This is a genomic window from Pseudodesulfovibrio halophilus DSM 5663 (assembly GCF_059568665.1).
Window position 1 is genome coordinate 1 of the sequence record NZ_JCANTV010000005.1, and the last position, 21,656, is coordinate 21,656.

Consider the following 21,656-nt stretch of genomic DNA (forward strand, 5'->3'; position numbering starts at 1 on the left):
TTCAGGCGGACCAAAGGGGCGGGCCCCCTTTGGAATCCCTGGGTTGTCAGCGGGGTTGCAGCTGTCAGGGCCATGCGGCCGCACAACCCGCGTCCCTGCTGCAACCCCGCTGACGGGGAATTATGGTTCTGTGGTTCTTAGCTGAAAAGCTTAAAACTCCCTAGGCTGTAATATTCCTCGCCAGCTGAAACCGCCGTCAGCATAGCCGCCAAGCCGCCTGAAAGCCTCAGCTGTCGGAAAGCCCCAACGCGGCTTGGCAAGCCAAATGTTTTTGGGAGATTCTTAAGAACCCTTTTGCAAAAGGGTTCTTAAGCCCCCGGAGGGCCCTCGGAGAGCCGCCGGAGGCATATGAAAATGCCGGGAGTGTTGTCCGGAAATGCTGCGGTTACAGCAGTTCCAGTTCTTTCATGGCGAGGTAGAGTTCGCGGCTGACCCACGCGTCAGTGGCTGCGTAGGCGACTTGTGCTCGGGCGAGGTTGTCTTTGGCCCAGTTGGAGCACTGTGCTGTTTTGGAGATGCGGAAGCCAAGCAGGTTGGCGGCCATGTTGCGCAGGCCGTGGGTCTGCATGCCGGTGCTGGCGGAGATGTCGGAGAGGTCCACGAAGCCGCCGGGGGTGAACTCGGTGAGTTTACGCAGGCCGCAGATGTCGTCTCTGACGGCCACGCCGGTTTTGATGACGTCGGAGTCGGCGAGCAGGTCGAGGAGCCCGTTGTTCATGGGCAGGAGGTTGAGCTGGAAGAGGTAGACGCATTCCGCCGTGGCGAGTTGAAGGAGTGAGGGGAGGTTCGGTTTGCGGCCTTTCTTGAAGACCGGTCGCGTCTCGGTGTCGAAGCCGAGTAGCGGCTCGCTCCTGAGTTCCTTTACTGCCTTGTCGCGCTGGGCTTCGGTCCTGACGATTTCGACGGGTCCGTTCCAGCGTTTCAGGGGCAGGGCGTTGATTTCTTCCTTGGTGAACGCTCTTGTGTATTGTTCTGGCAGTTCCACTATGGGCATGATCAATTGCTGTTGGTCTGTTCGCGCGTGGCGTGGAAAGATATCTCGGGCCAATTCTCGGCGGCGTCATCGAGTCGCCAGCGGCTCGGGGCAAGGTATGTCAGATTGCCGTCGCCGTCCAGTGCCAGATAGCGTTGCATGGAACGGGAGAAGCGTTTGAGTTCGGATTCGGACCCGTTGACCCAGCGTGCGGTGTAGAGTTCCACAGGCTCGTATATGGCGTCGACGCCGTATTCGTCGCGCAGGCGGGCCTGAATCACGTCGAACTGGAGCATGCCGACCGCGCCGAGGATGTAGTCGTTGTTGACCAGCGGGCGGAAGAGCTGGACGGCGCCTTCTTCGGCCAGCTGTGTCAGGCCCTTGCCGAGCTGTTTGGCTTTCAGGGGCGACTTGAGGATCACGCGGCGGAACATTTCCGGGGCGAAGTTGGGGATGCCGGTGAAGGTCAGGGGTTCCTTGTCTGTGAAGGTGTCGCCGATGCGGATGGTGCCGTGGTTGTGCACGCCGATGATGTCGCCGGGCCATGCCTCCTCGACGCCTTCGCGGTCCTGCGCCATGAAGATGGTGGCCTTGGACACGGTGACGCTCTTGCCGAGGCGGTGGTGCTTGACCTTCATGCCTTTGGTGAAGCGGCCGGAGTTGATGCGCATGAAGGCGATACGGTCGCGGTGCGCCGGGTCCATGTTCGCCTGAATCTTGAAGCATACGGCGGAGAAGGAGGTCTCCTCCGGGGATACGTCGCGTTCCACGGCGGGGCGTTCGCGCGGGCAGGGTGCGAGGTCCACGAAGGTGTCGAGCATTTCCTGCACGCCGAAGTTGTTGATGGCCGAGCCGAAGAAGACCGGGGTCTGTTTTCCGGCCAGATAACGCTGCGGGTCAAAGGGGTAGCCCGCGCCTTCGAGCAGCTCAACGTCCTCGCGCAGCTTGTCGGCCTGATCGCCGAGCTCTTCGTCGAGTCTGGGGTCGTTGATGTCTTCGATGACGATGCCTTCCTGAATGCCGCCGCCGTGGGTCGGGGAGAACAGGTGCAGCTTCTTCTGGTGCAGGGAGTAGACGCCCTTGAAGTCCTTGCCCATGCCGATGGGCCATGACATGGGGGCACATTCGATGTTCAGGGTCTCCTCGATATCGGAGAGCAGTTCGAACGGGTCCCGGCCTTCGCGGTCGAGCTTGTTGATGAAGGTCATGATCGGCGTGTCGCGCAGTCGGCAGACCTCCATGAGTTTGCGGGTCTGGCGTTCGACGCCTTTTGCGGAGTCGATGACCATGAGCGCCGAGTCCACCGCGGTGAGGGTGCGGTAGGTGTCTTCGGAAAAGTCCTGGTGACCGGGGGTGTCAAGCAGGTTGATCTCGTGATCATTGTAATTGAACCGCATCACGGAGGTCGTCACGGAGATGCCGCGCTGCTGTTCCATGGCCATCCAGTCGCTGGTGGCGTGGCGCGCGGCCCGCTTGGCCTTGACGCTTCCGGCGGTTTGAATGGCTCCGCCGAAGAGCAGCAGTTTCTCGGTGAGGGTCGTCTTGCCTGCGTCGGGGTGGCTGATGATGCCGAACGTGCGGCGGCGTTCCACCTCTTTCTTGAGTTGCGCTTCCATGGTCTCCTTTTCCTCAAAAAAAATCCGGGCCACCGAAGCGGCCCGGATTGCGGTATACCGGGATGTACAAAAAGGTCAAGTTCATTAATCGTCGAGGAACCTCGGCGGAGTGGAGCACGGGCTAGCGCTGTAGCGCCACCAGAAGCGTCCTGCGCAGTGTTCGGGAGGATCAAGCTGCGTCTGTGGCTTGAGGTTGGTGCGCACGTTCTTCCTGTCCTGTCTCCAGAGGGCGTCGCGTACCTGCTCCGCAGCCCGGGGGAGTGTGATGGAGCCGCCTTCCAGTTTTTCAAGGGCGTCTTCAATGCCCTGCTGGAGAATGTACATGCCGTAGGTGGCGTCCATGGCGGACCACATCTTCACGGCGTCCTCGCGCCTGTCGAGCGCGGCAGCGGAGAGGCCGCCGTAGACGATGGTCTCCAGAGAGCGTCCGCCTGCGTCGAAAAGGCCGTTGAACAGCTCGAAGGCGTCCTTGTGGCGTCCGCTCCAGTACATGCTCATGCCAGCCTTGAGTCGTGAGGAGAGAAACGGCGCGCGTCCGTCTTCGGAACGGCGGGTGAACTCGTTGCTGTAGGCGGATGCGGCTTCGGCATATTTCGGGGCCGCCTCTTCATCCAGCCCCGCGAGCCTGAGATGTCTCGCTTTCTGAAAGTTGCCGTCCGCGACCCTGAGGGTGGGGACGCAGGCGCAAAGTGTCCCCGCCAAGAGCGCGACTGCGGTGAGAAAGAGTAAGCGTTTCATTACCGGCCTCCGAATATTTCCAGTTCTGTCGATAGGCTGCGACATTTCGTGCAGGTGAGGCTCTTGTCCTTTGCTGGCAAGAAGGGTAGTGTCCTTGAACCAGACCTGTTACCCGTCAATCTTACATCGGAGTATCCGAGTGTCCACAGCAAAATTGTTCGCAATCCTTTTCGCTGTCGCTGCTGCCGCCTCGCTCTCTCAGCCGGTTGCAGCGTGGCTGCTCTCCGGATCTGCGCTGCTTGCGACGCAGGCTGCCTTGAGCCTTGTCATCGTGATATGTCTCGCCATCGGTCTGCGGACCGTGCTCGGCGGCATTACCGGTCCTTTGCAACGGTTGGCATCACAACTGGAAAAAGGGCAGGAGCTGCCGGAGGAGAAGGGCGGAGCCGCGGAACTGCGCCGCGTCCGCATGGCCCTTGATTCGGACAGGGAGGGGCTTTTCGAGCAGGCGCGTACCGCCCGTCGCGATGCCGATGCCGCCCGTGACAAGGGTGCTCAACTGGAAGCCGAAATGGAGAAGGTTCGTGCATCCGAGCGGGAAAGCCGCGAACTCGTTGAGGCGATGCAGAGCGCCGCATCACGCGCGGAGGGGCTCTCCGAGCAGATTTTCAAGGCCATCGGCGAGCTGAGTTCGCAGGTGGACCGCGTCAACTCCGGGGTGGAGGTCCAGCGCGATCGCATGACCGAAACCGCCACGGCCATGGAGGAGATGACGAGCACTGTCATCGAGGTGGCCCGCAACGCCGGCAGCGCGGCCGAGAGCGCCGTCAATTCCAAGGAAAACGCCACCACCGGCGCCGAGGGCGTCCACACCGCGGTGGCGTCCATACAGAACATGCACGGCCGCATCATGCGCCTCAAGGAGTCCATGACCGGACTCGGGCAGGAAGCCGAGAACATCGGCCGTATCATGAACGTCATCACCGACATCGCGGATCAGACCAACCTGTTGGCGCTCAACGCGGCCATTGAGGCTGCCCGTGCGGGCGAGGCGGGGCGAGGGTTCTCCGTGGTGGCGGACGAAGTGCGCAAGCTCGCGGAGAAGACCATGCAGGCCACCAAGGAGGTGGGCAGCACGGTCAAGCAGATACAGGAGCACGCGCGGGAGAACGTGGTGGCCGTGGAGCAGGCTGCCGAAGACATCGACCACAGCACCGAGGAAGCCAACCGCTCCGGCGAGTTCATGGAAAGGATCGTGCACATCGTGGACGAGACCGCGCTTCAGGTGCAGTCCATAGCCGCTGCCAGCGAAGAGCAATCCGCAGCCAGCGAGGAGATCAACCGCGCGGTGTCGGAGGTGAACCATGTGGCGGGCGAGACCGCCGACGGCATGGGACACGCCACGGATGCTCTCAACGAGATATCCGGCCTCGTGGAGAATCTGGACAACATCGTCCACGGCCTTGTGGAGGCGGACCGCTCCGGCCTGCGCGCCGACGGCAAGCTGTTCGTCTGGGATGACAGCCTCTCCGTGGGCATCAAGCAGATCGACGACCAGCACAAGGTGCTCATCGACCTCATAAACGAACTCAACGACGCCATGCGCCAGCGCCGCTCGCAGAAGATCATGATGGAAGTGGTGGACCGGCTGGCGAACTACGCCGTGGAGCACTTCGGCACCGAGGAGAAGCTCTTCGACAAGCACGGTTATCCGGAGACGGCAGCCCACAAGGAAGTACACCGCAAGTTCGTGGAAAAGGTCTCGGAATTCGGCGAGGAGCTTCGCTCAGGCAAGGCCTCTGTGACCATGGAAGTCATGCGTTTCCTGAAGGACTGGCTGCTTGGCCACATCAAGGGCACGGACCAGCGCTACAGCAAGTTCCTCAACGAGCGCGGCGTGCACTGATTTTTTTGCGCCTTGGAAAAGCAAGCCCCCGCTCCGGTTTTGGAGCGGGGGCTTTTTCATGCAGTTCGATTGCTAGAGGTTCCCGGTTTCGATGTCGTCCTTGCCGGGGTGCCAGAAGACCATGGAACGCTCCAGCGTGTTCTTCACTTTCAAGGTCTTGCCGCCCATCTTGATCAGAACGCCGGGGTGAATCTGCTTGCGTACCTTGATTTTTACGCTGCTGAGCTGACTGATGCGCTGTTTCGTCATCTCGGCGGCGCGAGCGGCGGTGTCCTCGAAGCGTTTGGCAACGCTCATCCGGTGCTTGATGATCTTTGCCACCTGAGGCCGTTTGTCTTCGGGAGTCCGCCGGAGAATATCCTTGGGGTCGGCCCCGCCCAGCGCGTGGTCTATCTTCTGGAGCTCCTTCTTGAGCTTGGCGCGTTCGGCAAGCAGCTCGGAGTCCTTTTCGCTGCCGATGCCGACGGAAACCGTGGTCGGTACGCCCAGCTCGGAGCCGAGTTCGTTCACTTCCATTCCCTTGGTGATCACCAGCATGCCGCCCTGCACCACACCCTTGCCCTTGGCCGCCAGCAGATATGGCGTCTGCACCTTGCAGTTGCTGCACTCGTTCTTGATGACGAGGCTCCTGCCGGCGCGGATGGTGGCGTTTGCGGCGAAGCCCGTGACAACCTCGCCCCCGGCGAAGACCGTTCCGCCGTCCGGCTGGAGGATGCCGCCCTTGACGGAGACATCTCCCCCCGCCTTGATGTCGGCGCTCTCCACCGAGCCTTCCACGATGATGTGCTTGGGTGCTTCGACCTTGAAGCCGGAGAGCACGTTCCCGGTGACCTTCACCGAGCCCTCGTCGGTGCGAACGTTGCCGGTCCCGAGGTTCACGTCGCCGTGGATGACCAGACACTGGGTCACGGAAACGGTGTTCTTTTCGACAACCAGTATGCCCGTATCCTTGGCGGTGAACGTGATGCCGTCGGCCGAGACTTCAATGTTCTCGCCCGCGTGCAGCGTCAGCTCGCGGCCCGCGTTGGCCGGGATGGTCTTGCCGTAGACGTCCACGCCCGCCTCTCCCTGCGTCGGCGGATGCAGGCGCGCCACGGTCTGGTCAGGGGTCACCGAGGGATATAGTCCCCGGTTGCGGTAGTCGACGCGACCCTGGTCGTCTTCGGTACCGGCCTCCTCGCGGGTGGCCACGAGGTATTCGAGCCAGCCGTCGCGACCATCGATGGGACGCTTGCCCCTTATCACGGTCTTTTTCAGCCGTGGCTGGCGGCTCTTGGCGGCGCGCTCAAGCTCCTTGTCCAACCAGTCCAGATCGGGCTCGAGGCCGATCTCCATGTCATGGAGCACCTTGACGATGCGGTCGGGCGTAATGGCGAGCCCGCGAAAATCCTTGTCGTACAGGTCGCCCAGAACCTTGATCTCGTCGGAAGTCACGCGCAGGCAGGGAGCAACGCTGACGCGACCGCCCTCGATGCGGGCCATGCCGTGCGCGGTCGCGGTGAAGCCGCCGTCGCGTGCGTCGAAGTCGCAGTTCTCGCCCGCCTCGGCCTTTAAGTCTTCGGCCTTGCGGTTGTCCTTGGGCTTGGTGATGACGCCGTTGATGGTCTCGCCGTTGCGGGCCAGCTTCGGGGGGGAGTATTCGGCGAAGCGATCGCCGGGAAAGACGGGTCTGCTAAGGTCGCCCTGAGGCTCGATGGAGGCGTCTTCCGGTTCCTGAACCTCGACCCCGCGCACCAGCGTGATGCCGCTTATTTCATCAATGCCTCCGCCGTTCTGCAGAATGCCGATGACGCGCTTGGCGGCCGCGCGGTCGGGATCGAGCTTGACGCCCGCTTCCGCGATCTGGCGGCACAGGCTGTCGACCGTGGCCTCGGCTCCGAGCTTGGAGGGAGGGGTGTACTGGCTGATTCCCAGCTTCATCTTGTCTTCGGAAAGACAGAAGCGGAACCGCGCGTCGGAAGACCCTTTCTCCTTCGGCTTCTTCTTGGGAGGGTCTTCCATGGGGGTGCAGGTATAGTTCTCGTCGGCCATGGCCCACATGCTCCGTGTACTATGCGGTTCAGTCGGACAGTGACGGCATCCCGACCATACATGGCTTTGGAATCAATGTAACCCCCCTTAGATGCAGGGAGGAAACCCCTCTAGGGAGTGGCGGAAACACCGCGCGAGAGCAGGAAGTACAGGTCCTCCAGCAACCGCAGCAGTTCCTCGTACAGTCCGCCGGGCGCGGGGGGCTTTCCGAAAAGAGAGTTGCGCTGGTTGCGCAGGGTTTCCGGCGTGATGGCGTCCGGCCCAGAGTGCAGTACGGTCATGCCGAGCCGTTCCGCCAGCAGATAGCCTGTGACGCCCTTGCGGAACAGGTCAACGAGTTCGCCCGTTCTGCCGCCGTTTTCCAGAAGATACTGCTCGGCCTCGGCGTTTGGCTCGGAGGCCATTATCTCGTGAATGAGCGCGTACAGGGCGTTGATGCCGGAGCCGGGGATGCCGCGACGCCAGCCGAGGAGCCACGGCGTTCTCCAGAAAAGAAGAAAGTGGCGGTTGCCGGTCTCGATGATCTCGTCCATGGCCTGTGCGGCCTGCTCCAGAACCGGGTGGTGCCAGCGTACAGGACGCGAGGCCAGATCCCAGGCCGGAAGAGGGGCGCGGTTCGGTTCAATGCCGAGAATGTCGGCCAGCATGCTGCCGAGCCAGTAGTTGGCCTGCGGGGAGGCCGGCGTCTCGAGGTGCGCATAGCTCAGGATGACGCGCCCCTGTCCGTACGCGTTGGCGGCGATGCCGGGGCGACCCTTGATGAAGTCCGGCCGCAGGCTGATGCCGTAAAGATTCTCCCAGTCGCCCACCGTGCCTTCGGGAAGAGATTTGAGATGCATGTCGGCCATCCACACGTCGGGACCCGGTGTGTCGAACACCGCCAGCGGCTCGGGGCCGGGGGCGCTGTCGTCGAACTGGCCCGGCCACCAGACCGGAATGAGGGCCTCGCCGCCGAGTTCCTTCGGTATCAGCTGGTGGTCGGCGAGCCGGACGTGCATGTGCCCGGAGAGAAAATGCTGGAGGCGATTCTTGAAGCGGCGCCGTTTCCACGGAGAAAGCCCCAGCCCCTTGCTCTCCGAAAGTGCCAGCCCGGCGCCGCCGCAGAACCCGATGTAGGTCCCGCCCTCGTCGACGTAGCGCCGGATGGCGTCCATGCCTTCGGGGCCGAGGTGTGCGGCCTTGCCGCGAGCATACCCGCCGGGGACCATCAGCGCTGCGGGCTTGCGGTCCAGCGCTCCTTGGGATATTGCCTTTGCGCGCACCAACCGATGGGGAACACCCCATGCGCGCAGTGCGCGGATGAGCAGAAGGCCCCAGAAATGGGATTCATCCCAATATACGTATATGCTTGACATGTAGCGGTCCCTTGACGAGTCTTACCGCACGCTTATCAGGGGGCGTTGCTTTCTGGCAAGCACAACCGCTTGAATTTCAAGGACGCCGAGGCGTCCCTTTTCATACGCAAGGAGAAAACCTACCATGAGCAGACCTACGCTTGCCAAGGGCTACGAGCCCTGGGACGTCGAGGACAAGTGGGAGAGCCACTGGGAGAAGGAGAACACCTTCACCCCCCGTGCGGACGCCGAAGGCGACCCGTATTCCATCGTCATCCCGCCTCCGAACGTAACCGGCGTACTGCACATGGGGCACGCCCTGAACCTGACCCTGCAGGACATCCTTTGCCGCTTTCACCGCCAGCAGGGTCGCGACGTGCTCTGGGTTCCCGGTACCGACCACGCGGGCATCGCCACCCAGAATGTGGTGGAACGCCAGCTCAAGCAGGAAGGCAAGACCCGCGATGACCTCGGCCGCGAAGCCTTTGTCGAGCGCGTGTGGGAATGGAAGCGCGAGAAGGGCGACCACATCCTGAACCAGATTCGCCGCATGGGCGCATCCGTGGACTGGACCCGCGAGGCCTTCACTTTTGACGACGACCGCGCCAAGGCCGTGCGCGAGGTCTTTGTCGAGCTGTACCACAAGGGGCTGGTCTACAAGGGCGACTACATCATTAACTGGTGCAACCGCTGCCACACCGCGCTCGCCGACGACGAAGTGGAACACGAGTCCAAGCCCGGCAAGCTGTGGCACATCCGTTACGCCATTGCCGACGGCTCCGGCGAACTGACCATCGCCACCACCCGCCCCGAAACCATGCTCGGTGATACCGCCATCGCGGTGAACCCCGAGGACGAGCGGTTCAGCCACCTCATCGGCAAAAAAGCCATCCTTCCGCTGGTGGGGCGCGAACTGCCCATCATCGGCGACACCTACGTTGACACGGAATTCGGCACCGGCTGCCTCAAGGTCACCCCGGCCCATGACATGAACGACTGGGAGCTCGGCCGCAAGCATGACCTCGAAGTGCTCTCCGTGTTCGACGACGCTGGCTACGTGAACGAGCACGCGCCCGAAAAGTATCAGGGAATTTACAAGGACGACGCCCGCGACGTGATCGTCAAGGACCTCGAAGCCGCAGGCCATCTGGACAGCATCGAGGACCACGAGCACAAGGTCGGCGTCTGCTACCGCTGCAAATCCGTCATTGAGCCGCACGTCTCCACCCAGTGGTTCGTGTCCATGAAGCCGCTGGCGAAAAAGGCCCGCGCCGCCGTCCCGGATCAGACCAAAATCCATCCGGAGAACTGGAGCAAGACCTACTACAACTGGCTGGACGAAATCCGCGACTGGTGCATCTCCCGTCAGATCTGGTGGGGCCATCGCATCCCGGCATGGACCTGCGGCGACTGCGGCGAGCTCATCGTGTCCAAGGAAGACCCCACCACCTGCGCGTGCGGCAGCGAAAACCTCGCTCAGGACGAGGATGTGCTCGACACCTGGTTCTCCTCCGCGCTCTGGCCGTTCTCCACACTCGGCTGGCCGGAACAGACCAGAGATCTGGAAAAGTATTACCCGACCTCCTGCCTCGTCACCGGCTTCGACATCCTCTTCTTCTGGGTCGCCAGAATGATGATGATGGGACTGGAGTTCATGGACAGGGTGCCGTTCCACGACGTCTACATCCACGCGCTGGTCCGTGACGAAAAGGGCAAGAAGATGTCCAAGTCCACCGGCAACGTCATCGACCCGCTGGACATGATCCAGACCTATGGCGCCGATGCGCTGCGCTTCACGCTGACCTCCTTTGCCGCCATGGGCCGCGATATCAAGCTCAGCGAAAAGCGCATCGAAGGCTACAAGCATTTCATGAACAAGATCTGGAACGCGGCGCGCTTCAGCCTCATGAATCTGCCCGAGACCATTCCGGCCGTGGAACTGTCCGAAAGCGACAGCCTCGCCGATAAGTGGATTCTCAGCCGTCTCGAAGAACTCAAGGTTACCGTCAAGGAGGCCACCGAGACCTATCGCTTCAACGAAATCGCCCAGACCCTCTACAGGTTCATCTGGAGCGAGTTCTGCGACTGGTATCTCGAAATGGTCAAACCCGCCCTCTACGGCGAAGACGAGGCCGCAAAGGCCAGAACCCAGCGCGTGCTCTGGACCGTTCTTTCCGAAGTGCTCATTCTGCTGCACCCGGTGACGCCGTTCATCACTCAGGAAATCTGGTCCGTTCTCCCGCGCCCAGAAGGCGACGACCGCAGCGACGATATCGCCACGCTCGCCTACCCGGAAATGCGCCCTGAACTGCGCGACGAGCAGGCCGAGGCCCGCATGGAACTCTTCATGGGCGTGGTGTCCGGCGTGCGCAACATCCGCACCGAACTGGTCATCGAACCCGCCAAAAAGCTCGACCTGCAGGTCAGGACCGTGTCCGATGAGGACCGTGAGCTGCTCGAAGCCAACATCGAGCTTATCCGCTCCCTCGCACGTCTGGAGAACATCACCATCGGCCCGGACGTGGAAGGTCCCAAGGCTTCCGGCTCCACCGTGGTTCAGGGCAACGAAATCTACGTCCCCCTCGAAGGCGTGGTGGATTTCGACGCCGAACTCGCAAGGCTGGACAAGAATATCGCCAAGATCGAAAAGACCAAGGGCGGCGTGGCCAAGAAGCTCTCCAATCCGGGCTTCACCAACAACGCGCCCGCCGAGGTCGTCGAGAAGGAAAAGGAAAAGCTGGCCGAGATGGAAGAAGATCTCGCCAAGCTCGCAGAGCTCAAGGAGCGCCTGAGCTCCATCGCAGGATAGCAACGAGATCGACTGGGGCCTCCGGTGCGGAGGCCTCAGCGATTTTTCCCCTTAGTCACTGACAGATTCGGGTCTATCAGGTGCGCGACTGTGCATGAAGACCCATATTTGCGGCTTGTGAAAAGTGGGTTGGACCTGCTAGGAACGGGCGAGTCGCGACCGGAGGCATTGGTGCCTTCGGCGAGCCGGGCGCTGCCCTGCACCCGGCAAAGGGGCGGGCCCCCTTTGCAATCCCTGTCTTGTTTCGGCAGGGCACCCGGGCAGGGTCGTTGCTTCGCGTCTGTCCCTGCCCGCGCACCCTCCCGAAACGGGTTGGGGCAGAGCGATGGTTTGATATTTATGAATCCCCGTGCGCCGCTTGGCCGGTACCGGCTTTCCCGGGCGGTATGCAGCGGCGCAAGACAAGACGTTTTGGGGATTCTCAAGGACCTTTTGGAAAAGGTCCTTGAGCCGCCGGAGGCTATGGATGCCTTCGGCGAGCAGGGCGCTGCCCTGCTCCCGACAAAGGGGCGGTCCCCCTTTGCAATCCCTGTCTTGTTTCGGCAAGGCACCCGGGCAGGGCCGTTGCTTCGCGTCCGTCCCCGCCCGTGCACCTTCCCGAAACGGGTTGGGGCATAGAGATGGTTTGATATCTGCGAATCCCCGTGTGCCGCTTGGCCGGTATCCGCTTTCCCGGGCGGTATGCAGCGGCGCAAGACAAGACGTTTTGGGGATTCTCAAGGACCTTTTGGAAAAGGTCCTTGAGCCGCCGGAGGCATTGCCGGCGACGAGAGGGACTGCCGTTGGGAGCTTGCGGTTTGTCCGACTGGTACAAGGTTACAGGCCGGGGTCTTGAGGGAGCCCGGTGATCAACATTTTGGAAGGTGCTTCGCCCGGTACTGAGGGGGGCGGGGTGTCTTTCAAATATATTCAAGAGCTTTTTTGAAAGGGGCTTTCGAGCTCCCGGAGGCAATAAGCGATGTCCACAGTGTATCTTGTCGGTGCCGGACCGGGCGATCCCGGAATGCTTACTCTGAAGGCCAAGGAAGTGATCGAGACGTGCGACGTCATGATTTACGACTACCTTGCCAACGCCGATTTTCTGAAGTGGTGCAAGGAGGACTGCGAAATCCTCTATGTCGGCAAGAAGGGTGGGGATCACACCCTGCCGCAGGATAAGATCAACGAGCTGATCATTGAGAAGGCCCGGACCGGCAAGACCATCTGCCGTCTCAAGGGTGGTGATCCGTATGTCTTCGGTCGCGGCGGTGAGGAAGCCGAGGAGCTGGTCGAGGCCGGTATCGATTTCGAGGTGGTGCCGGGCATCACTGCCGGGGTTGCCGCTCCGGCGTATGCGGGCATTCCGGTGACGCACCGGGATCATACCACCAGCGTGTGCTTTATCACCGGACACGAGGACCCGACCAAGGAGAAATCCGGCCATAACTGGTCGGTCTACGGTCAGTCCAATTCCACGCTGGTCTTCTACATGGGCGTGAAGAATCTGCCCATGATCGCGGAGAATCTCATGAAGAACGGGCGCGCGGCCGACACGCCGGTGGCGCTGGTTCGCTGGGGTACCCGCTGTGAACAGACTTCCATGGTTTCCACGCTGGAGAATGTGGCTGAGGATGCCGCGGAGCGCGGATTCAAGGCTCCCTCCATCATCGTGGTCGGCGGCGTCTGCTCCCTGCATGACAAGCTGGGCTGGTTTGAGAAGAAACCGCTTCTCGGGCAGGGCGTGGTTGTCACCCGGGCCCGCGAGCAGGCCAGCGGCATGGTCAAGACCATGCGTGACCTTGGCGCCTGTGTGTACGAGTTCCCGACCATTTCCATCAATCCGCTTGAAAACGCCGACGAGGTCGAGGAGCACGCGCTCCAGCTCGGCCGTTGGGACTGGGTGATTTTCACTTCGGTCAACGGCGTGAAGCATTTCTGGCGGCACCTGCGCAATGCGGGGCTTGACGCTCGCCAGTTCGGGGGCATCAACGTGGCGGCCATCGGCCCGGCCACGGCCAACGCCCTGCGCGACCGCGGCATCAACCCGGACTTCGTGCCCAAGAAGTACGTGGCCGAGCACGTGGTCAAGGGGCTGCTGGATCTGGACATCGCGGGCAAGAAGGTGCTCATACCCCGTGCCCGCGTGGCGCGGGAAATCCTGCCCGCCGAGTTGACCCGCGCCAAGTGCGACGTGAAGGTCCTGCCGGTTTACGAGACCTCGCTCGCGGAAGAGAGCGGCTCCGAAATCGAAAAGGCGCTGGATGAAGGCAGGATTCAATACGTCACCTTCACCTCGTCGAGTACGGTGGAAAATTTCTTCCAGCTCGTGAAGGCTGAAAAAGTGCAGGACTGCCCGCACGTCAAGATGGCCTGCATCGGCCCCGTCACGGCGAAGACGCTGCGTGATTACGGGCTGACACCGGACATCCAGCCGGAAGACTACACCATTCCGGGACTGGTACAGTCCATACTGGACGACAAGTAGCCTACTCCGGGCCGGGACGCTCTCCAGCGCCCCGGCCCGTTTCTCTTCACCCTGCGGTTGCGGACCGTTGCGGACGCCGGAGGCGCCCGCGAGTCATCCCGGAGCCTTTAGGGAATTATTCCCGTGTGTTCCGGAAATCGGCGCGAAGTGGCCTCCGGATGTATTTGGCGTTTGTCAGAGCGCGGTTGCGCGTGTTACCTCTTAGACCATTATAAACTGTTCATGGAAATTGATGGTAGTTCCTCCTAAACATATCCGCCATGCCCGCAAACGGCTTTTCATCGCGCTTATCAGCGGCGCATGTTTCGTGGTGTGTCTGTTGCTTGCCGCGCTGTGGGTGGTGCCCTACATCGGGCTGGACAACATCCACCCGGCGGCGAAGTGGATTCTCGGAGCGCTCGTGGTGCTGCTGGGCGGCATGGTCTGCGTGGCTTACTGGGGGCTGTTCCTGAACATCGTGCTCAAACGGCCCCTGCCGGGTTCCCGACGTTTCCGGGGGCTGACGGTCAAGCTGTTCCTGCCGCTGATGGTGCTCATCGGCCGAATGCTGGGCATAGAGAAGAAGTCGATCCTGCTGTCCTTCATCAGCGTCAACAACGAGCTGGTGCTTGCGGAGGCCGAACGATACGACCCGGACCGCGTCCTGCTGCTGATGCCGCATTGCCTGCAGTCCAGCCGCTGCTCCCGGCGGCTGACCTACGACGTCAACAACTGCAAGCGTTGCGGGGAATGCCCCATTGCCGGGCTGCTGGATATCCATGACCGCTACGGCGTGCACCTCGCCATCGCCACCGGCGGCACCATCGCCCGGCGCATCGTGGTGCAGCTCAGGCCAAAGTTGATAATCGCAGTGGCCTGCCAGCGCGATTTGGCCAGCGGGATTCAGGACACGTATCCGCTGCCGGTGTTCGGCGTGTTAAACGAGCGTCCGCACGGCCCGTGCCTCGACACCACCGTGGCGCTGGACCGGGTGGAGGAGGCCCTGCAGCGCTTTCTCAGGGAAGATGCCCTCGCCGGGGTCGAAGGCCCGCGCGGTTCGGCCATCGGAACGGGGCAGGCCGTCAACCTCTGATTGTTTCAGAACGGACGGGTTCGTGTCGCTGCGCTGACACTCGCCCGGGCCTAACCAGAATTTGGTGATATTGTTTCAGGAAAAGGAGATCCGGTGTCCAAAGCCGCTCATAAGTCCAAGGTGAAGAACAGGCCGCTGCCGCCCGCGCGTGCTGCGGCGCTGGAAGCGTTACAGCGTTGTCTGGGGCAGGGATGCGACATTCAGGCCGCGCTCGACGAAGCCCTCAAGGGCAAGAACCTCGACCCGCGCGATGCGGCGCTCGCCACCGAGCTGGCCTATGGTTACCTGCGGCTCAAAGGGCGCGTTGAGTACGTGCTTTCCGGGTTCGTCAAAGAGCTGGACCGGATACCGGACCGCTTCCTCATGGCTCTGGGCGTGGCGGCCTACGAGATTCTTTACCTTGACCGCGTGCCTACATACGCGTCCGTGGACTGGGCGGTGGAGTTTGCCAAAAGCAAGCCCGGGGCGAGGCTTTCGGGGTTGTTCAATGCCGTGCTGCGTCGGGTTTCGGAACTGGGTGCGGATGTGCACGATATTTCCTTTTATGACGACGGCTCCGAGCTTGTCGAAGTCTGGAGTCGCTATTATTCCTGCCCCAGTTGGATCGTGCGCATGTGGCTCGATGCGTATGGCGAGAAGAAGGCGCAGAAATACCTTGCTGCGCAGGTGCAGCCCCCCGCGCTCGGGATCACTCTCTGGGGACGCGAGGACGCGGACGAGTTGTTCGGAGTGCTTGCGGGGCGGGAGGACCTGCTGGACATTGAGGGATATTCATTTGCCTTCCGTCCGGGCGTGTCCCTGCAGCAAGTTTCGCCGCCGCTGGAACGCCGCAGTTTCGCCTCCCGTCAGGCGCTGGAGGCGCTGCTTCCCGAGCAGTGGCCCACGCCGGTGTGGGATGCCTGCTCCGGGCGCGGCGGCAAGACCCGCGTTTTGCTGGAGAAAGGGATTGCCCCGCTTTATGCCAGCGACGTACACATGGGGCGGCTCAAGGCCCTGCGCGAGGGAATGCCGGAAGTGGGCGCTTTTCGCGCCAGAGCCGATGCGGGCGCACCGCTCAAGGACATGGGCACCGTGCTGCTCGACCTTCCGTGCTCCGGTCTCGGCGTGCTTTCCAGACGTCCGGACGCCAAGTGGCGGCGCAGTCAGAAAGACATAGCCTCGCTCATCAAACTGCAGACCGATATCATGGATGCCGCAGCCGAGGCGCTTCGTCCCGGCGGCAGGCTGGCCATTATCACCTGTACGCTCAATCCCGACGAGAACGAGAAACTCATCGAAGGCTTTCTTGAAAGAAATCCCGGCGCTAGCGAGACCGTTCGCTGGACCACGCCGATCAACTCGGGGCTGGGCGAATTCTTCTTTGCATCACTGATTGAAAAGTAGAACGGACGGGGCGACCCGTGCGGTCGCCGCTTCATCAGCTGATTCGTTCGATATCCAGAAATTCCGTGGTCGCGGTGTGGACCTTGAAGCGGTGGCCGTTGATCTCGATCAGCGGCGCTCCGAGCGGCACGGTGACCTTCTCGCGGCTCATGACCTTGGGGCGGCTCCCGCCCTTGAGCTTTCGCACCTCAAAAAGAATGCTCATGCCCTGCTTCCCAGCGAAGCGGATGACGTAGTGCCGCTCCGAAGAGGGGACCACGCGGGTGCGGACCACGTCCCGAAACCGGACGGCTGGCGGGGAAATCTCGGCAGACAGGGTGCGGAAGACTCCCGGCGTGTCGGTAGGGCGATGAAAGGTGGGGGAAAGGGTTCCGTCTTCGTCCACGGCCACGATATAAGAGTCGATCAGGAGAACGTCGGTTCCGCTGGACGTATTGAGTTTTTCGTAGGAAACATTGGAGTACCCCTGAAGAGTGCGCTCTGCGGCGTCGGGTGACTTGCCCGGCAGCCTGACGGTGAAGTCACGTGAGGCCTGCATCTTCGGCAGTGTCAGCACTTCCTCGTCGTATTTGAGAATGCGCAGGATGTCGGTCCCGGCAGGGAAGGACTTGCGGGTGCCGGTGGGCAGGCTTTCGGAGCGTACCTTGCGGACTTTGCGCAGAGAGACGTTTTCCAGAAAGCCCACTGTCATGAGCACTTCGTCCGGCGCGAGCTCGGGTGCTTGCTCCACCTGCGGGGCGGGTTCGGCGGGCGGCTGTGCATCGGGGGGCTGCTTCACGCAGGCGGCAAGCGTCAGCAGGGCCGCGACGAGGACTGGCAGTCCTGAAGTGAGCCGTCCTCTGTTATGACGCGAATGCTTCCATTGCATAGTCAATCCGTTGTTCTTCCGTTTCGAGTGATTGGTGAACGGCGTCCACGCTGTCCAGCCGATGCCGCAGTCCGGCCCGGTTGGCCACCTGAATCGCCAGCCCCGGGCGCGCGTTGAGCTCCAGTATGAGCGGTCCCTGCGTCTTGTCCAGCACAATGTCCACCCCGAGGTAGCCCAGACCGGTGACGGTATAGCCGAGCGCCGCCTGTTTCAGCAGCTCCCGCCAGTCCGGTATGGCCACGCCGCCGATCGGATGCAGGGTGTCCGGGTGCGTGTCGCATCCGGCGTTCTTCCAAACGGCGGTGGTGGTTTTCCCGGTACGCATGTCGATGCCGCAACCCATGGCTCCTTGGTGCAGGTTGGCCTTGCCGTCGGATTCGCGGGTGGGCAGACGGAGCATGGCCATGACCGGGATTCCCTTGTAGACGATGATTCGGATGTCCGGGACGCCCTGATAGGCGATGTCCCGAAAGACCGGGGAGAACTGGACGCAGTATTCGACCATGGCGCGGTCCGGCATACCGCCGAGGCTGTACATGCCGCTGAGAATGTTCAGGATGTGAAACGAAATGGTGTCTGACGAAACCAGCGAATCATCCGGTTTGCGAAAACGTCGGCCGAGCCTGCCGTTAATGACCATGATGCCGTTGCCGCCCGCGCCCCGTGCGGGTTTGATAACAAAGGCGTCGTGCCGCGCCAGCAACTCAGGGAGCCGCTTGAGTTCATGCTGGGAGCGGAACACGCCGTAAAGCTCCGGCACGTTGAGCCCCGCGGATTCGGTCAGCCGCTTCGTGGTGATCTTGTCGTCCACAAGCGGATAGAGCTGCCGGGGATTCTGGGGCAGCACGTAGCCGGCGTTGCGGGAGTTGAGGCCGACAACGCCGAGCGAGCCGAGTTTTTTGAACCAGCCGAACATGATTCTACCTCCTGAGCAGCGCCCGGAAGCGGATGAGCTCGAGCAGGCGGAAGCCGGTGTAGCGTCCCGTCATCATGGTCAGGGCCAGCAGCACGAGGAACAGCTCCGGGAAGACGAAGGTCAGATGCTCGATGAACTGGTTGCTCATGGCCAGATAGGCCACCACGGCCACGGCCATGGTGCCGATAATCTGCTGGATGGCCTTTCCCGCGCCCATTTCATCCCACATGACGGAGACGCGCTCGATGGTCATGCTCAGGATGACCATGGGGAACAGGCTTACTGAGATGCCGCGCGGAAAGCCCAGCTTGAAGCTGATGACGCTGATGCCGGCCATGAGCAGCACCACCACGATGAGGACGCAGGCGAGCCGCGGCACGAGTAGCAGCTTGAGGTGCTCCAGATACAGCCGGACCGAGAGCCCGAGGACGATCACGATTGAAAAGAGGCAGACGCCCCACAGCAGCTCGGTCTCCCGGAACGATAGCGCGATGAGCGCGGGCATGAAGGTGCCGAAGGTGGAGAGGCCGATGACGTTGCGCAGAAAGACCAGCAACAGCGCCCCGATGGGGATCAGCAGGATCACCCGGTAGGTGGCCTGCGCCTGCACCGGCAGGTTGAAAAGGGAAAAGCCCATGATTGCGGGCGCGGTGTTGTTGAGCTGTTCGACGGTGTTCTTCAGCGAACTCACGGACACCGGTGCCACGGAGAGCGTTACTTCGAGATTCTCCCCGCCTTTCAGGGACGCCACCGGGGCGTTGCCGCGCCACCACGGGACGAAATTCACCGGCGTCCCGAAGGTGCCCTGCGTGACGTCGAACATGTGCCACGCGCCGTCGTGGTAGAGCTCCAGCCAATGACTCAGCGGCGCGTTGTTGGAGGTGCGCAGGGTTATGCCGTGGACAGACTGGGCCGGGATGCCGGAAAAATGCAACAGCCTGACGGCCATGTTGACCGCGCCGAGGCGACCGGGGTGGCCGCGCAGCAGGTAGGCCGCGTCCGTATTGTCCGAGGGCGGCATGAGAAGCTGCATCAGAAGGGGCACGAAGGTCTCGATGTCCGCAGACTCGCTGCCCACCTTGGTCAGCAGGGAATTGGCCGCCGCCTGTTCCGCCGCCGTGAATTGCGGATCCACCAGTCCGGGAACGTCCGCCGGGTGCACCCAGCTTTGGCCGTCAGCGTTGTGTTCAGGGCGTAGGCGGGCGGAGTAGAACAGGTCCTGCTTGCCTCTGGCGGAGCGTTTGGACCAGACCGCGACGGCGTTTTCGGCCTCGGTGTCGTTGGTCAGGCCCGAGCCGTCCTCTGCCTGCTTTCCGCGCAGGAGCCCGTAGTCGTCGCTGATGAAGTATTCGTCAGTGACCACGAACCGCGGCAGCCGGTTGAGCGTCTGGAGCGTGGCCTTGACCGGATTGTCCTGCGCCTCGAACGAGACGCGGGCTTCCACGTTCCAGATTCTGGTGCGCTCTTCGGGGGTCAGCGGGAAACCCAGAACAAAGGCCTTGTAGCCGAAAATGCCGAGACCGGTCAGCAGGAGCAGGCCCACCAACAGCTTCAGTTGCAGAGAATTCATGTCCGGTTGATCCTTGAAGAGATCGGCGGCGCGTGCGTCGTCGGTTACTGTCCGTCGGGCAGAGGAAGAAGGTTGCTGCGGGAGGAGTCCACCAGGATGCCCCGGGCGAGTTCCTTTCTGCCGATGAGCATCCGGGAGGAGAAGTTGCTTCTGTCGGCCAGATTGATGAACGCATCGAGCTCCCGGCTGCCGATGGTCACCACCACGGGGATGACGGCCCGCCGCTGGTATCCCGACGGGCGCTTCTTGATCCGCACGATCCGGTCGTATTCGCAGGTGACGCGCTGACTGCGGCCCTGTTGGTCCGTCACGGTGAACGTCACCGTCCTTTCGTTTTCGTCGAGCACGATGTCTTCGGCGTGCATGGACGAGCTGTCAGCGCCGCTGTCCAGCTTCGCCTCCATGGTGATGGGCGCGTCGATTCCGCGGATGGTGATGGACACGGTCTCCACGAATCCCGCGATGACGCACTCCCGGTTCAGGGATTCGTCGACCGCGGCGCAGGGGGCGGGGGCCGGATTCGCGAGGTCTTCTTCGGCATGAGCGACGCCTGTCGCGAGAAGCATGCAGAGGACCGTCAGTGTCGCAGGTATGACTCTTTTCATTTGAATTCTCGGTGTTCACCCGGGCTTTCCGTCAACGGGCGAAAGAAGCGACCCCTCGAGGGCCGTCTTTCTGAGTGTGCATTGTCGATGGATTCTGTGAGTATTGAAAGAACATGCCGCTTTTGCCCGATCCGCACGAGGCGGCAGCGCAAGATTGGCATTGTGTATTTGTGCCTATAAGAAATTTCGACATGCGTAAAGATTGAAATGGGCGATGATGAGCAGTGGCAGCCCGGAAAGGAGGATGGCTAGCGCCGGAAGGTCATGTTCTGATTGGCGAGCGCTTCCTCGGAGCCGGCCCATGCGTATGAGAGCAGGCAGGGCTCGGTTCTTCCCGTTGTAATGCGATGGCTGTGCTCTGGGGGATTGTAGATCAGAGACCCCGGGGCGTAGACGCCGGCGTCGTTCTGCGACAGGGTCCCGCTCAGGCAGAGGTAGGATTCGGTGATGCCCGCGTGGCTGTGGGCGGGATAGACAGTGTCCGGGGCGAGCAGCACGACGCCCAGAATCAGCCTGTCGAAACGCACCAAGCCTCTTGGCCCCATGAGTTCGCTGTAGGCGTACTTGCTGCTGAGTTTTCTGGGCATGCGCTCATATCCGTAGCCCCAGGAGAGGCAACCCGCGATGCGCGAAAACATCCGCACCGGTCCGGCGGCCGGGCCGTGCATCCCGTTGTCCACCGCGCGGTCAAGATGAAAGCAGACGGGTTTGCTCTGCGCTTCGGGAAGGGCGACGTCGGGGCAGTCCTTCAGGGCCTTTTTCAGCGCCACGCGGACATGCTTCATGTGGCTGTTGATGACCTTGCTGCCGCCGGCCGAGCCGTTGCGGTACCAGAACAGGATGTCCTGAAGATAGTAAGTGAGATACGGGTGGTCCTTGAGCGTTCGGGTCATGGTATCCCGGTAGCATGAAATGGGGCATGAAACAAACGCAACCCTCGCGCTGTGGGACTTTCCGGCTCGGGTAAATCAATAAGCGGACGCTGTTCGCCGTGTCGCGCTACTCCCCGATGATTTTCACGAGCACGCGCTTTTTCCTGCGGCCGTCGAATTCACCGTAGAAAATCTGCTCCCACGTACCGAAGTCGAGCTTGCCTTCGGTGACGGCCACAACGCTCTCGCGGCCCATTATCTGGCGCTTCATGTGTGCGTCGGCGTTGTCCTCGTAGGTGTTGTGTCGATACTGGCTAACGGGTTCGTGCGGGGCGAGATCCTCCAGCCACTTCTCGTAGTCGTGATGCAGGCCGGATTCGTCATCGTTGATGAAGACCGAGGCCGTGATGTGCATGGCGTTCACCAGGCACAGCCCTTCACGGATGCCCGACTCCTTCAGGCATTGCTCCACGTCGGGGGTGATGTTGATGAAGGCGCGACGCGTCGGGATATCGAACCAGAGTTCCTTGCGGTAGGATTTCATGGCTGCTCCGGGGTT

At 61.9% G+C, this 21,656-nt stretch carries 16 protein-coding genes; 5 read left to right on the plus strand and 11 right to left on the minus strand.

Annotated features, from left to right (window positions below):
* Positions 1–385: 385 nt before the first annotated feature.
* The 3 genes from BR24_RS01790 to BR24_RS01800 all read right to left on the minus strand — a co-directional run bounded on the left by BR24_RS01790 (position 386) and on the right by BR24_RS01800 (position 3,327).
* Positions 386–994: a 3'-5' exonuclease gene (locus tag BR24_RS01790; RefSeq protein ID WP_496539802.1), complete on the minus strand. Its 609-nt coding sequence runs from the start codon at positions 992–994 to the stop codon at positions 386–388.
* 2 nt (positions 995–996) lie between these two features.
* Positions 997–2,589, minus strand: coding sequence for a peptide chain release factor 3 (locus tag BR24_RS01795; RefSeq protein ID WP_496539803.1), 1,593 nt, complete (start codon positions 2,587–2,589; stop codon positions 997–999).
* An 84-nt stretch (positions 2,590–2,673) separates the two neighbouring features.
* Entirely contained in the window at positions 2,674–3,327 is a 654-nt protein-coding gene (locus BR24_RS01800) for a hypothetical protein (RefSeq protein ID WP_496539804.1), read from the minus strand.
* Positions 3,328–3,466: 139 nt separating this feature from the next.
* On the opposite strand from BR24_RS01800, the gene BR24_RS01805 reads away from it, so the two are divergent.
* Positions 3,467–5,173: a bacteriohemerythrin gene (locus tag BR24_RS01805; RefSeq protein ID WP_496539805.1), complete on the plus strand. Its 1,707-nt coding sequence runs from the start codon at positions 3,467–3,469 to the stop codon at positions 5,171–5,173.
* A 72-nt stretch (positions 5,174–5,245) separates the two neighbouring features.
* Here BR24_RS01805 and BR24_RS01810 read toward each other — a convergent pair whose 3' ends face one another.
* Together BR24_RS01810 and BR24_RS01815 are read right to left on the minus strand one after the other, a co-directional pair.
* Complete coding sequence (locus BR24_RS01810; RefSeq protein WP_496539806.1) at positions 5,246–7,204, minus strand: flagellar assembly protein A; 1,959 nt, start codon at positions 7,202–7,204, stop codon at positions 5,246–5,248.
* A 110-nt stretch (positions 7,205–7,314) separates the two neighbouring features.
* Entirely contained in the window at positions 7,315–8,559 is a 1,245-nt protein-coding gene (locus tag BR24_RS01815; RefSeq protein WP_496539807.1) for a BPL-N domain-containing protein, read from the minus strand.
* 124 nt (positions 8,560–8,683) lie between these two features.
* Here BR24_RS01815 and BR24_RS01820 point away from each other — a divergent pair, with 124 nt between their 5' ends.
* From BR24_RS01820 to BR24_RS01835, 4 genes are all read left to right on the plus strand, one after another.
* Entirely contained in the window at positions 8,684–11,347 is a 2,664-nt protein-coding gene (locus tag BR24_RS01820; RefSeq protein WP_496539808.1) for a valine--tRNA ligase, read from the plus strand.
* A 958-nt stretch (positions 11,348–12,305) separates the two neighbouring features.
* Positions 12,306–13,811 carry a uroporphyrinogen-III C-methyltransferase gene (gene cobA / locus BR24_RS01825; protein ID WP_496539809.1) on the plus strand — a complete coding sequence of 502 codons (1,506 nt, stop codon included), beginning with the start codon at positions 12,306–12,308 and terminating at the stop codon, positions 13,809–13,811.
* A 232-nt stretch (positions 13,812–14,043) separates the two neighbouring features.
* Positions 14,044–14,883, plus strand: coding sequence for a DUF116 domain-containing protein (locus BR24_RS01830; RefSeq protein ID WP_496539810.1), 840 nt, complete (start codon positions 14,044–14,046; stop codon positions 14,881–14,883).
* Between the two features lie 93 nt (positions 14,884–14,976).
* Positions 14,977–16,266, plus strand: a complete 1,290-nt coding sequence (locus tag BR24_RS01835) for a transcription antitermination factor NusB (RefSeq protein ID WP_496539811.1) — start codon at positions 14,977–14,979, stop codon at positions 16,264–16,266.
* 34 nt (positions 16,267–16,300) lie between these two features.
* Here the strand turns inward: BR24_RS01835 and BR24_RS01840 are convergent, their stop codons facing one another.
* From BR24_RS01840 to BR24_RS01865, 6 genes are all read right to left on the minus strand, one after another.
* A complete protein-coding gene (locus tag BR24_RS01840) occupies positions 16,301–17,134 on the minus strand; it encodes a hypothetical protein (protein WP_496539812.1) in 834 nt (277 codons plus the stop codon).
* The gene (locus BR24_RS01845) at positions 17,109–18,050 is read right to left on the minus strand and encodes an alpha-L-glutamate ligase-like protein (protein ID WP_496539813.1); all 942 of its coding nucleotides are present in this window, start codon (positions 18,048–18,050) and stop codon (positions 17,109–17,111) included. The genes BR24_RS01840 and BR24_RS01845 overlap by 26 nt, the downstream gene beginning before the upstream one ends.
* Positions 18,051–18,054: 4 nt before the next feature.
* Positions 18,055–19,620: an inactive transglutaminase family protein gene (locus tag BR24_RS01850; protein ID WP_496539814.1), complete on the minus strand. Its 1,566-nt coding sequence runs from the start codon at positions 19,618–19,620 to the stop codon at positions 18,055–18,057.
* Between the two features lie 44 nt (positions 19,621–19,664).
* Positions 19,665–20,225, minus strand: coding sequence for a putative ATP-dependent zinc protease (locus tag BR24_RS01855; protein ID WP_496539815.1), 561 nt, complete (start codon positions 20,223–20,225; stop codon positions 19,665–19,667).
* Positions 20,226–20,473: 248 nt separating this feature from the next.
* The gene (locus BR24_RS01860) at positions 20,474–21,118 is read right to left on the minus strand and encodes a dimethylsulfonioproprionate lyase family protein (protein WP_496539816.1); all 645 of its coding nucleotides are present in this window, start codon (positions 21,116–21,118) and stop codon (positions 20,474–20,476) included.
* Positions 21,119–21,224: 106 nt separating this feature from the next.
* Positions 21,225–21,641, minus strand: a complete 417-nt coding sequence (locus BR24_RS01865) for a secondary thiamine-phosphate synthase enzyme YjbQ (RefSeq protein WP_496539817.1) — start codon at positions 21,639–21,641, stop codon at positions 21,225–21,227.
* Positions 21,642–21,656 lie beyond the last annotated feature (15 nt).